At 67.6% G+C, this 12,298-nt stretch carries 12 protein-coding genes and 1 tRNA gene; 7 read left to right on the plus strand and 6 right to left on the minus strand.

What is annotated here, in order from left to right:
* The first annotated feature begins 115 nt into the window (after positions 1 to 115).
* From OB895_RS16605 to OB895_RS16625, 5 genes are all read left to right on the plus strand, one after another.
* Entirely contained in the window at positions 116 to 1,186 is a 1,071-nt protein-coding gene (locus OB895_RS16605; protein ID WP_042539645.1) for an aspartate-semialdehyde dehydrogenase, read from the plus strand.
* A gap of 83 nt (positions 1,187 to 1,269) precedes the next feature.
* Entirely contained in the window at positions 1,270 to 2,742 is a 1,473-nt protein-coding gene (locus OB895_RS16610; protein WP_079113328.1) for a malate:quinone oxidoreductase, read from the plus strand.
* A gap of 7 nt (positions 2,743 to 2,749) precedes the next feature.
* The gene (locus OB895_RS16615) at positions 2,750 to 3,403 is read left to right on the plus strand and encodes a thymidine kinase (RefSeq protein WP_079113327.1); all 654 of its coding nucleotides are present in this window, start codon (positions 2,750 to 2,752) and stop codon (positions 3,401 to 3,403) included.
* Positions 3,404 to 3,660: 257 nt separating this feature from the next.
* Positions 3,661 to 4,383, plus strand: a complete 723-nt coding sequence (locus OB895_RS16620) for a FadR/GntR family transcriptional regulator (RefSeq protein ID WP_042539652.1) — start codon at positions 3,661 to 3,663, stop codon at positions 4,381 to 4,383.
* Between the two features lie 10 nt (positions 4,384 to 4,393).
* A complete protein-coding gene (locus OB895_RS16625; RefSeq protein ID WP_079113326.1) occupies positions 4,394 to 5,653 on the plus strand; it encodes an alpha-hydroxy acid oxidase in 1,260 nt (419 codons plus the stop codon).
* Positions 5,654 to 5,665: 12 nt separating this feature from the next.
* On the opposite strand, the gene OB895_RS16630 is transcribed toward OB895_RS16625, so the two are convergent.
* The 6 genes from OB895_RS16630 to OB895_RS16655 all read right to left on the minus strand — a co-directional run bounded on the left by OB895_RS16630 (position 5,666) and on the right by OB895_RS16655 (position 11,510).
* Complete coding sequence (locus OB895_RS16630) at positions 5,666 to 6,511, minus strand: DUF1295 domain-containing protein (RefSeq protein WP_042539656.1); 846 nt, start codon at positions 6,509 to 6,511, stop codon at positions 5,666 to 5,668.
* A gap of 53 nt (positions 6,512 to 6,564) precedes the next feature.
* Positions 6,565 to 7,320, minus strand: a complete 756-nt coding sequence (locus OB895_RS16635; RefSeq protein WP_042539658.1) for an HAD-IIB family hydrolase — start codon at positions 7,318 to 7,320, stop codon at positions 6,565 to 6,567.
* Positions 7,317 to 7,793, minus strand: coding sequence for a VanZ family protein (locus OB895_RS16640; protein ID WP_052492912.1), 477 nt, complete (start codon positions 7,791 to 7,793; stop codon positions 7,317 to 7,319). Before OB895_RS16640 ends, OB895_RS16635 begins: the two co-directional genes overlap by 4 nt.
* A 66-nt stretch (positions 7,794 to 7,859) precedes the next feature.
* Positions 7,860 to 7,936 (minus strand) — tRNA-Pro (locus OB895_RS16645).
* A gap of 53 nt (positions 7,937 to 7,989) precedes the next feature.
* Positions 7,990 to 8,925, minus strand: a complete 936-nt coding sequence (locus OB895_RS16650; protein WP_042539660.1) for a metallophosphoesterase — start codon at positions 8,923 to 8,925, stop codon at positions 7,990 to 7,992.
* The gene (locus OB895_RS16655) at positions 8,922 to 11,510 is read right to left on the minus strand and encodes a transglycosylase domain-containing protein (RefSeq protein WP_042539662.1); all 2,589 of its coding nucleotides are present in this window, start codon (positions 11,508 to 11,510) and stop codon (positions 8,922 to 8,924) included. Before OB895_RS16655 ends, OB895_RS16650 begins: the two co-directional genes overlap by 4 nt.
* Positions 11,511 to 11,588: 78 nt before the next feature.
* Between OB895_RS16655 and sp36 the strand changes: the two genes are divergently transcribed.
* Both sp36 and OB895_RS16665 read left to right on the plus strand, forming a co-directional pair.
* Positions 11,589 to 11,813, plus strand: coding sequence for a Sp36 family protein (gene sp36, locus OB895_RS16660; protein WP_042539664.1), 225 nt, complete (start codon positions 11,589 to 11,591; stop codon positions 11,811 to 11,813).
* Entirely contained in the window at positions 11,810 to 12,268 is a 459-nt protein-coding gene (locus OB895_RS16665; RefSeq protein ID WP_079113325.1) for a RidA family protein, read from the plus strand. Before sp36 ends, OB895_RS16665 begins: the two co-directional genes overlap by 4 nt.
* The last annotated feature ends 30 nt before the right edge of the window (positions 12,269 to 12,298 follow it).

Consider the following 12,298-nt stretch of genomic DNA (forward strand, 5'->3'; position numbering starts at 1 on the left):
GCGCACGGCACGATAGACTCACCGAAACCCTGACATCGGCGCCAGGCGCGGCATCCGCACCCCGACGTCGCGCCCGAAGCCTCGCATGCAGCACTGCACGACGCCAAGGAACATCATGACCCGCATCTCCGACTCAGGACTCTCCGTCGCCATCGTGGGCGCCACCGGCCAGGTGGGCACCGTGATGCGCGAGATTCTCATCGAGCGATCCTTCCCGATTCGCGAGCTGCGCCTGTTCTCGTCGTCGCGCTCCGCGGGCACGGCCATCGAGTTCGGCGGAGCGACGGTCATCGTCGAAGACGTCGAGACCGCGGATGCCGGGGGCATCGACATCGCCCTCTTCTCGGCCGGCGCGACCGCCAGCCGTGCGTACGCTCCGCGATTCGCCGAGGCCGGAGCCGTCGTCGTCGACAACTCCAGCGCCTGGCGCAACGACCCCGAGGTTCCGCTCGTCGTCAGCGAGGTCAACCCGCATGCGATCGACGACCGCCCTCGCGGCATCATCGCGAACCCGAACTGCACCACGATGGCCGCGATGCCGGCGCTGAAGGCCTTGGATGCCGAAGCCGGCCTCGAGCGGCTCATCGTCTCGACCTACCAGGCCGTCTCCGGCTCCGGTCTCGCCGGTGCGCAGGAACTCCTCGGCCAGGTCGAGGGCGTGCTCGCCCAGGGCGACACACTGCGTCTCGTGCATGACGGCTCGTCCATCGACTTCCCCGAGCCCGAGAAGTACATCGCCCCGATCGCCTTCGACGTCATCCCGTTCGCGGGCAACCTCGTCGACGACGGCCAGAACGAGACCGACGAAGAGAAGAAGCTGCGCAACGAGAGCCGCAAGATCCTCGAGCTTCCCGATCTGCGCGTCGCCGGCACCTGCGTGCGTGTGCCGGTCTTCACGGGCCACTCCCTCTCGATCAACGTCGAGTTCGCGAGAGACATCACCCCCGAGCGCGCCACCGAGGTGCTGTCCGCAGCGCCCGGCGTCGTCCTCGAAGAGGTGCCCACCCCGCTGCAGGCCGCGGGCAAGGACCCGAGCTTCGTGGGCCGCATCCGCGCCGACCAGTCCGCACCCGAGAACAAGGGTCTCGTGCTGTTCATCAGCAACGACAACCTGCGCAAGGGCGCGGCGCTGAACGCCGTGCAGATCGCCGAGATCCTCGCCGAGCGCCTGGCCGTCATAGCCTGACCGCATCTCCGTCATGCGGAACCGGTCTGGTCAGGTCGGCCCGCGTGGTCAGCAGTGCCGTGACCTCGAACTAGACTGTTCCGGTGACCGAAACCGTCGATGTCGTCTTGATCGGTGGTGGCATCATGAGCGCCACCCTGGGTACCCTGCTGCACGAATTGCAGCCGGATTGGAAGATCGTCGCCTTCGAGCGACTCTCCGATGTGGCTCAGGAGTCGTCCAACCCCTGGAACAACGCGGGCACGGGCCACGCGGCCCTCTGCGAGCTGAACTACATGCCGCAGCAGAAGGGTGCTCCGCTCGACCCGGCCAAGGCCGTCTCGATCAACGAGCAGTTCCAGCAGAGCCGCCAGTTCTGGTCGTCGCTGGTCGACAGGGGAGTGCTCGACGCGCCGTCGACCTTCATCAACGCGACCCCGCACATGACGTTCGTCCGCGGTGAGAAGGACGTCAAGTACCTCAGGGACCGCTACGAGGTCCTCAAGAAGCAGCCGCTGTTCGACGGCATCGAGTACAGCGAGGATTCGCGCGTCATCAACAAGTGGGCACCGCTGCTGATGCAGCAGCGCCGCAAGGGCGAGCCGTTCGCCGCCACGCGGGTGCCCGCGGGAACCGACGTCGACTTCGGTGCACTGACGCACCAGCTGTTCGATCACCTCACCGAATCGGGTGTGACGCTGCGCACCAACCACGAGGTCAAGAGCCTGAAGAAGCAGAAGGACGGCACCTGGCTCATCAACTACCGCACGACCATCGGGCGCACGCCGAACCAGATCAAGGCGCGCTTCGTGTTCGTCGGCGCGGGCGGCTGGGCTCTCAAGCTGCTGCAGCGGTCGGGCATCCCCGAGATCAAGGGGTACGGCGTGTTCCCGATCGGCGGGCAGTTCCTCAAGACCTCGAACCCGAAGATCGTCGCCCAGCACAAGGCCAAGGTCTACTCGCAGGCGTCCGTCGGAGCACCGCCCATGTCGGTGCCGCACCTCGACACGCGCGTGGTCGACGGCGAGGCCTCGCTGATGTTCGGGCCGTTCGCGACGTTCAGCCCCAAGTTCCTCAAGAACGGCTCGATGCTCGACATCGTGTCGCAGGTGCGCACGCACAACCTGTGGCCGATGCTGCGGGTCGCCTTCGCGAACCCCGACCTCATCACCTACCTGGTCGGCGAGCTGCTCAAGAACCATGCGAAGAAGGTCGACAGCCTGCGCACGTTCATGCCGACCGCGAAGGACGAGGACTGGACCCTCATCGACGCAGGTCAGCGCGCCCAGGTCATGAAGAAGGATCCCAAGAAGGGCGGCATCCTGCAGTTCGGCACCGAGGTCGTCTCGGCTGCCGACGGCTCGATCGCCGGTCTGCTCGGTGCGTCGCCCGGTGCCTCCACTGCCGTGCCGATCATGCTCGATCTGCTCAAGAAGTGCTTCCCCAACGAGTACCCCGGGTGGGAGTCCGAGCTGCGTGAGCTCATCCCCACGTTCGGCGAGCAGCTGAACAAGGATCCAGAGCTGGCGGCGAAGTCCACCGCGGCGACAGCGGCCACTCTCGGCATCAACGAGTAGCTCCCCGGTGGCGAAGCTCTACTTCCGCTACGGGGCGATGAACTCGGGCAAGTCCACCTCGCTGCTCCAGGCCGCGTACAACTACGAGGAACGCGGTCAGCACGTGCTGCTCGCCAAGCCCGCGATCGACACCAAGGGCGCATCCGAGATCGCGAGCCGTCTGGGCGTCACCCGAGAGGTCGACTTCCTCATCGCCCCCGATGTCGACGCCCGTGCGCTGTTCGCCGAGCATCGGACGGCGGTGCGCAGCGCGGCTGAAGGTGAGCACCTCACAGGTGGAGCGCTCGACGTCGCGTGCCTTCTGATCGATGAGGCGCAGTTCCTCACCTCTGAGCAGGTCGATGATCTCTTCCGCATCGCGATCGAAGACGGCATCCCGGTGATCGCCTACGGGATCCGCAACGACTTCCTCACCCACGCGTTCCCCGGCTCCGCGCGGCTGCTCGCCATCGCGCACTCTCTCGAAGAGCTGAAGACCATCTGCCGCTGCGGGCGCAAGGCCGTCTTCAACGGCCGGGTGGTCGGCGGGCGCTTCGTCTTCGACGGCGATCAGGTCGCCATCGACGAGGGCGCCGACGGGTCGGCGGCGCCGGAGATCACCACGTACGAGTCGCTGTGCGGTGCGTGCTACCTCGAGGAGTCCGGCGGGCGCCTGGGCTGAGAGCCCGCTCGACAACCCGGCGCAGCGCGTCCGGTGGATGCTGTGCGCTGGTTCTGTGTGCCGTGACGACGGGCTGCCGTCCACAGTTCAGCATGAGCTCTCGCGGAATCACGCGCCGCGGCCCGATGCGGCCCCGATCGCGGTGTTCCTGCTGAATTGTGGACGGCGATTGCGTGGTCTGACCACACGCGCTACTGTGGTCAGACCACACAGGGCGCCTTGCTGACGCCACCGAACGCGAACGACGAGGAGAGTGGATGCCGGAGCAGCCTGCTCGCGCCTGGCGCCTCGTGCTCGAGCACGTCGAGCGAGATCTCCTCGACGGGCGAATCGGCCCCGGCGATCGACTCGCCTCCGAACGCGACCTCGCCGCCGACCTCGGGGTCGGCCGCTCCAGCGTTCGCGAGGCTCTGCGCGTGCTCGAGGTGATGGGCCTGATCCGCACGTCCACCGGCTCAGGGCCGCAGTCCGGTGCGATCGTGATCGCCACGCCGACCGGCGGCATGTCGACGCTGCTGCGTCTCCAGGTCGCCGCACAGGGATTCCCGCTCGCGGATGTGGTGCAGACCCGTCTGCTGCTCGAAGACGCCGTGGCCGCCGCGCTGGCAGGTCAGGATGCCCCCGATCTCGTCGGCGCGCACCGAGTGCTCGAGGCGATGGACGCCCACGCGCTCACGCCCGCCGAGTTCCTCGCGCTCGACGCACAGCTGCACCTCGCACTCGCCGAGTCCAGCGGCAACACCGTGGTCGCGGCGATCATGGCGGGGCTGCGCACGGCGATCGAGTCGTATGTGCAGCAGGGCGCCGCCGCGATCGACGACTGGGGCGCCATGGCTGACGTCCTCCGCGCCGAGCACCGGGCCATCATCGACGCCATCGAAGCGGGCGACGCCACGACGGCCCGGTCCCTCGTGCGCGCACACATCACCGGCTACTACACCGCGGCGGGGCTGACCCGCAGCACCCGACCCACTGACTGAGAGGAAAGCCATGGTCCAGCGCCAGGTTCCCAACCCCGCAGAGCTTCTCGACCTGATGAAGTTCAAGAAGCCCGAGTTCAACGGCAAGAAGCGCCGTCTCGACTCGGCGCTCACGATCGAAGACCTGCGCACGATCGCGAAGCGTCGCACCCCGAAGGCGGCGTTCGACTACACCGACGGCGCGGCCGAGGGCGAGCTGTCGCTCACGCGTGCTCGGCAGGCGTTCCAGGACGTGGAGTTCCACCCCGGCATCCTTCGTCCGGCTCCGTCGGTGGATACCTCGGTCGACATCCTCGGCGGCCCGTCGGCTCTGCCGTTCGGCATCGCCCCGACCGGGTTCACGCGTCTCATGCAGACCGAGGGCGAGGTCGCCGGTGCGGGGGCCGCAGCGGCGGCCGGCATCCCGTTCACGCTGTCGACGCTCGGCACGACGTCGATCGAGGGCGTGAAGGCCGCCAACCCGCACGGCCGCAACTGGTTCCAGCTCTACGTCATGCGCGATCGTGAGATCTCTTACGAGCTCACCCGTCGTGCAGCGGCAGCGGGCTTCGACACCCTGCAGTTCACGGTAGACACGCCTGTCGCCGGCGCGCGGCTGCGTGACAAGCGCAACGGCTTCAGCATCCCGCCGCAGCTGACTCTCGGCACGATCATCAACGCGATCCCTCGGCCATGGTGGTGGTACGACTTCCTCACGACGCCCAAGCTCGAGTTCGCCTCGCTAAGCACCACCGGCGGCACGGTCGGTGAGCTGCTCGACGCCGCCATGGACCCGACCATCAGCTACGACGACCTCGCCGTGATCCGCGACATCTGGCCCGGCAAGATCGTGATCAAGGGAGTGCAGAACGTCGAGGACTCGATGCGGCTGCGTGACGCCGGCGTCGACGGCATCGTGCTCTCCAACCACGGCGGGCGCCAGCTCGACCGCGCGCCCATCCCGTTCCACCTCCTTCCCGAGGTCCGCAGGGCGGTGGGCGACGACTTCACCGTCATGGTCGACACCGGGATCATGAACGGCGCGGACATCGTGGCGGCGGTGGCGCTCGGCGCGGACTTCACCCTGATCGGTCGCGCCTATCTCTACGGCCTCATGGCGGGTGGGCGTGCGGGTGTCGATCGGACGATCGAGATCCTGCGCACCGAGATCGAGCGCACCATGCGGCTTCTGGGCGTCGCCTCGCTCGCCGAGCTCGAGCCCTCGCACGTCACGCAGCTCACCCGCCTCGTGCCGGTGACGCGCACGGCCTCCGACGCGGTGGTGCGCTGACGTCCTTCGGAGTCAGGCCGCGGGCTCGGTGACCGGCCGCGCCCGCGGCGGCCAGGGGATGAGCATCGACGTGCTGCGGCGATAGTCGGCGTACGCCGGGTACTTTCCTGCAGTGATGGACTCGGTGAAGATCGTCGACCCGACGAACAGGACGCTGAGCAGGATCGGGCCGATGATCGTCCAGTTGATCGCGCCGCCGAGAAAGCCTGCACCCGATGCCACGGCGGCGCTCGCCCCGATCGCGTAGAGCACCCACCACTGGCTCTGCTCGAAGAAGAAGTTGGGGTGGCGGCTGTAGCGGAACAGTCCCTCCGTGGCGAAGCCAGGGGCCAGTGTGCCACCGGCCTGCTTCTTTCGCCGGTGGAACTCCCACTGCTCGCGGTCGGCGAGCGTCTCGCCGACCAGCAGCGCGAGGAAGAGGGCGCCGAAGACGAGGTCCCACGCGTTCAGCGGGGCGGGGTTCCGCAGCGCGATCTCGGCGGGAAGAGTGATCAGCACGAGCAGCGTCATCTGGTAGACGACGATGAACAGCAGATTGAAGATCTGGAACTGCCAGGGCTTCATCCGGCGCCGCAGGATCGCCCATCGGTAGTCCTCCATGCCGGTGTACCCGCCCTTGCGGGCGAAGTTGAACGTCAGCCGCACACCCCACGCGGTCACGAGGGATGCCATCAGCACCAGGCGACCGGCATCCTCGCCGCTCGCGATGGCCGATCCCGCGAAGATCCAGAGGTAGACCACGGGCACGATCGACCACGCGCGGTCCACCCAGGAGGTGTCACGGGTGACGAGCGAGAGCAGCCAGCACGCCGCGCTCGCGACGGCTGCGGTCCAGACGACGATCAGCAGCGGTTCCATACCGACATGCTAGAACTCCTCCGCGCGGGGTGCGCGGATGCTGACGTCGAGGGTCAGAGAGTCCGCAGAAGCTCGTCGAGCTTGTCGGCGGTGTCCTCCCAGCCCTCCACGGCCACGGAGGGCACTCCGATCGCCAGCACGGGGTAGTCGTTGCCGCCCTCGTCGAGCCGGTCGCCGTAGAAGAGCATCGAGCCGAGCGGGATGCTCGTGTGCTCGGCGAGCTGCTTCATGCCGAACGCCTTGTCGATGCCGGCGAGGGTGATGTCGATCGAGGTCGAGCCGCCGGATCGCACCTCGAGGTCGGGGAGTCGCGCGGCCACGGCGTCTCGAAGCGCCTCACGTTTCGCACCCGATGGGTCCCAGTCGTGCTTCGCCTCGCGGGGAGCCTTCTGCCCGAGCGCCGAGAAGGTGATCTGCGATCCGCGGTCTTCGACGATCTCGCCCCAGGGCTGCGCCTCCCAGAGTCCGAGGCGCTCCGCCTCTTCGCGCAGAGCGGTGAAGGCGTCGGACTTCTGCTCGGCGGTGAGGTCGTGGGCGTAGAGAGGCGAGAAGTCCGAGCCGTCGTGCCGCAGGTATCGGGTGCCGCAGGTCGGCAGCAGATGCAGACGTGCGGCGGACTCGTCATCGATGGCTCCGAGCCGAGCGACCACCTGTGCGCGGAACTGCGCCTCGTTGCCGCCCGAGATGATCGCGACATCGACCTTCTGCAGCAGCGCGAGCAGCAGCGAGACCATCCTCGCGTCGATGGGCTCTTTCGACGGGGCGAGGGTGTCGTCGAGGTCGAAGGCGACGAGTGCAGGCGAGGTCATGATGCCTCCAGCGTAGACGGGCGATGCTGAGAGAGACGCGGTGCGAAGAGCAGCGTGCCGACGATCGCGATGGCGACCCCGATCAGGGCGCCGCCGGAGTTCGCGACCACATCGGTGAGAGTGGCTGCACGATTAGGCAGAACGAGGCGCTGGAGAACTTCGATCGAGAGCGACAGCGCGGGGCCGAGCACGATCGCCAGAGGCCACAAGCGGCGCGGCACGAGGAGGAAGGCGAGGATGCCGATGGGCACGAACACCAGCACGTTGGCGATGATCTCCAGGCGCGTGAAATCGAGAGACTCCCACCCGAGGCGGTGCGCGGCCGACAGCACGAGATCGAGCAGGTTCGGCATCGACTTCTCGACGCGCTCGGGCGTGAGTGTGAGCAGCGCCAGACCGACGAAGAACGGGATGCCGAGAGCGAGCGCGATACCGCGGGTGAGCCGGCGCGGGGGAGGGAGCAGACGACTCACACGGTGCCTTTCACCTCGGGACGGATACAGAGAAGGCCGCCCGTGAGGACGGCCTTCCGGTGTTACTGGTCGGGGTGACAGGATTTGAACCTGCGACCTCTTCGTCCCGAACGAAGCGCGCTACCAAGCTGCGCCACACCCCGTTTTGCAACCCTCCGAGTCTACAGCGAAAAGCTCTCAGCACCGAATCGAGGCGTCAACCGCGCGCCGTCAGCGTGAGCAGCGTCGCCTCCGGGCGGCATGCGAATCGCACCGGTGCGTAGATCGAGTGCCCGCAGCCGGCGCTGACGTTGAGCGGAACCGTGCGGTCGCCCTGCGTCCACGTGCTGAGGCCCTTCGCCTGCTTCAGAGGGATGTCGCAGTTTGCGACGAGAGCACCGAATCCCGGCAGACAGACCTGGCCGCCGTGCGTGTGACCGCCGAAGACCGCGTCGGCGCCGAGGTCGACGAAGCCGTTCAGTACGCGCTGATACGGCGCGTGGGTGACCCCGAGCACGGTCGTGTCGGAGGGTCGCGGTCCGAGGGAGTCGATCGCCCCCGGCAGATCTTCGAGGCGATCCCAGTCGCAGTGCGCGTCGCTCACGCCGAAGAGGTCGAGCGGGTTGCCGGCGACCGTGAGGCGCGCAGCGGCGTTGTTCAGACTGGTCCATCCGAGCTCGTCGGTGAAGTAGGCGTCCATCGCATCGGTGTCGAGGAAGTTCAGCTCTCGCGGTCGCTCCGACGGGCCCGCGAAGTACCGGATCGGATTGCGCGGCGACGGGCCGATCACGTCGTTCGAGCCGTGCACGAAGACGCCGGGGATGCCGGCGAGGGGCTCGAAGGCTCGGCGAATCCCCGTGAGGCCATCGCGATGCCCCAGGTTGTCGCCCGTGTTGATGATGAGATCGGGCTTCAGCTGCGCGAGCGAGGCGAGCCAGTCCTGCTTGCGATGCTGCCACGGAGCCATGTGTGCATCCGAGATGTGCAGCACGCGCAGCGGGGCTGAGCCGGGCGCGAGAGCGGATGCCGTCGCCTCGCGCACCGTGAACAGGTAGCGCTCGATGCCGATGCCCCAGACGGCGGCCGCAGCACCAGCGGCCCCCACCGCGCCGAGCGCGATGAGGGCCGGGTGTGCCGCATGGCGTGACGTCACTTGCAGCTGACCTTGATGGAGGTGCTCTTGGTGGTCGCGGTGTTCGCTGCCGGGTCGGTCGAGGTCACGGAGGCGTTCTGTCCGTTGCACGATCCGTCGAAATCGATCGACGAGAACCCTGCGCCGAACAGCGCGCTCTGCGCTTCGGACTTCGACTGCCCGGTGATGTCCGGCACGGTCGCACCCTGGCCATTGCTGGGCGAGATCGTGATGGTCGCGCCGCTCGGGGCCTGTCCGGACGGGTCCTGAGCCATGATCACGTCACCTGCGGGGCCGTCGACGGCCGGGCCGACGGCTGCGGTGAAGCCCGCTGCCTCGATGAGCGAGCTCGCCTCGCCGACCGACTTGCCCACGACATCGGGAACGTCCGTCAGCACCTGACGAACGAGCTTGTCGTCGGGCCGGGGGAACTGGTCAGCGGGGTAGACGGCATTCGCGGCTCCCTGGATCGCCCTGGCGAGACCGTAGCGGATGTCGCCGAGTCGGGTGCCATCGCCGTTGCGGAAGTCGTTCAGCGGCACGCGGCCGTCGATGTTTCCCACCCACACCGCAGTGGTGACCTTGGTGCTCGACTCGACGAGCATCGTGTGCTCCTTCTCGGCGGTACCGGTCTTGCCGATCAGCTGGGTGCCGTCGAACGGGTTCGCCCGCGTTCCCGTGCCGTTCCCCTCCATCACGCCGCGCAGCGCGAACGCCGCGGTGGCTGCCACCTCGGGAGTGAGCTGCTGGGAGCAGTTCTGCGCAGGAGGCGTGATCTCCGCTCCGTTCTCACCGATGACCCGGTCGATCACGCGCGGCTCGCAGTAGACGCCGTTGTTGGCGACAGTCGCGTAGGCGCCTGCCATCTGCAGCGGGGCCACGCTCTTCGAGCCGAGGACCGTCGGGAACGGATCGTTCGGGGCGGTGTTGGAGGTGGTTCCACCGACCGTGATGTCATCGCCGTTGCCGTAGTGGACGCCGAGCCTCTTGGCGACCTCGTTGATGTCGCAGAGGTCGAGCTGCTGCGCCATCGCGAGGAAGCCGGTGTTCAGCGACTGCGCAGTGAACTGCCGAACGCTGCCCACCGACCCGCCTGAGTTCCCGAAGTTGTTGATCTTGGCGCTGTTCGTGACCCTGTCGCCGCACTTCGTGAAGGGGCTGAAGGTCTTGAGGCGGCCGTCGAGCACCTGGTTCACCGAGTGTCCTGACTCGAGCCAGCTCAGAAGGGTGAAGAGCTTGTACGTCGATCCGGTCTCGAACCCGTAGGTCGAGCCGCCGTGCGCCTTGTCGGCGGCGAAGACCTGTGAGGTCTCGCCGGCGGCGAGGTTGGCTTCGGTCGTCTCGTTGAAGACGGTGTTCTGGGCCATCGCGAGGATGCGACCGGTGGATGCTTCGACCGACACTCCGGTGCCGCCGACCAGGATCCCGGGCATCGCCTGCGGGACCTGCGACCTCACCGCGTCGATCGCGGTCTGCTGCACGCGCATGTCGAGCGAGGTGTAGATCTCCATGCCTCCGCGACGCAGGTTCGCGCGACGCTCCTCCGCGGTGGCGCCGAAGGCCTCGTCGTTCTCGATGACGGCCTTCACGTACTGGCAGAAGTAGGCGTTGTCGCCTGCGGCCCCGCAACCCTGCTGGGGCTCGCTGAGCACCGGGGTGATCGGCGTGGCCACAGCCTCGTCATGCGCGGCCTGCGTGATCTTGGCGTCGAGCAGCATCCGGTCGAGGACGTAGTCCCTGCGGTCCTTCGTGTCCTTGTAGCCGTCGGCATCTCCGTTGTGCGCCACTCCGGCGTCATCGGTCCAGATCCCGCCCGGGCGGTCGATGCGGAACCTGTTGGGCTCCTGGACCATGCCGGCGATCGTGGCCGCCTGAGCGAGGGTGAGGTTCGCCGCCGTGGTCGAGAAGTAGCGGTTCGCTGCGGCTTCGATGCCGTAGATGGTGCCGCCGAAGTTGGCGATGTTGAGGTAGCCGAGAAGGATCTCGTTCTTCGAGTACTCCTTCTCGATCTTCAACGCGTAGCGCATCTCCTGCAGCTTGCGCTCGACGCCCTCGCCGCCCTTCGCGACTGCCGCATCGAGGAAGCACTGCTCGATCTGCGTCGAGTAGTCCTCGGCTCCGGGGTCGACGTCCTGTTCGCACTCCTGAACCTGGACGTTCTTCACGTACTGCTGCGTGATCGTGGAGGCGCCTCGATCGGTCGTGCCCGCGACGTTCCCGACTGCGGCCTTGATCGTCGCGCCGAGGTTGATCCCGCCGTGCGTGTAGAAGTTCTTGTCCTCGCTCGAGAGGATCGCGTCGTACATCACGGGTGCCACCTGGTCGTAGGCGACCGGGATGCGCTTCTGCTCGTAGAACGACGCCAGAGCGACGGGGTTGCCGTCGAGACCGGTCGCGTAGATGGTGGACTGCTGCATCGGAGCGCCGACCTGGAGGTTCTCGGGGAGGTCCTCGAAGATGGTGAGGGCCTGCGACCCGGCGATACCGGTCATGGCGAGCACAGGGGTGACGCTGGCCGCGACGAGGAGACCGGCGACGGTGCTCAGCCCGACGAGTCCGAGGACTCCGCCGAGCGCACCTTTCACCGTGCGATTCTTTTGAGGCATACGCTAGATCGTAGGGGAGTTCCCTGAATACCGCCTTTGACGCAGCCGCCATCGCGGATGCCGCCAGACAGGAGAGCCATGACCACGTGGGAGTACCTCACCACCCCGCTGCTGATCCACAACACCGCTGCGATCCTCAACAACTGGGGCAAGCAGGGCTGGGAGCTCGTGCAGGTCATCCAGGGGCCCGAGGGCGGGCTCGTGGCCTACTTCAAGCGTCCTGTGTCGGCGGATGCCGCTGGCAACGCCGGTCTCGCAGCCGCCGCCGAGGCGTCGCGCCAGTTCGAAGGGGGCGCCGCGTGAGCCTCTCTCAGCGTCTGACCGAGCTCGGCATCGAGCTTCCGGCGGTGGCGGCACCCGTCGCCGCCTACGTTCCGGCGGTCGTCCACGCCGGGCTCGTCTACACCTCCGGTCAGCTGCCGTTCACCGCAGGTCAGCTTCCTGCGACGGGCAAGGTCGGCGCCGAGGTCAGCGCTGAAGACGCGAACGACTACGCCCGCACCTGCGCGCTGAACGCCCTCGCTGCGGCCGCCGACGCCGCCGGCGGGGTCGACAGGATCGGCGGAGTGCTGCGGCTCGGCGGGTTCGTGGCGTCCACGCCCGACTTCACCGGCCAGCCCGGCGTCGTCAACGGTGCGAGCCTCGTGCTCGGCGAGATCTTCGGCGACGCCGGTCGCCATGCGCGCGCGGCTGTCGGCGTGCCGGTGCTGCCGCTCGACAGCCCGGTCGAGGTCGAGGTCACGTTCATCCTCGCCTGACCCGAACATGAAGAACGCCCCCTCCCGGAT

This window comes from Microbacterium forte (assembly GCF_031885415.1).
GTDB classification, from domain to species: Bacteria; Actinomycetota; Actinomycetes; order Actinomycetales; family Microbacteriaceae; genus Microbacterium; species Microbacterium forte.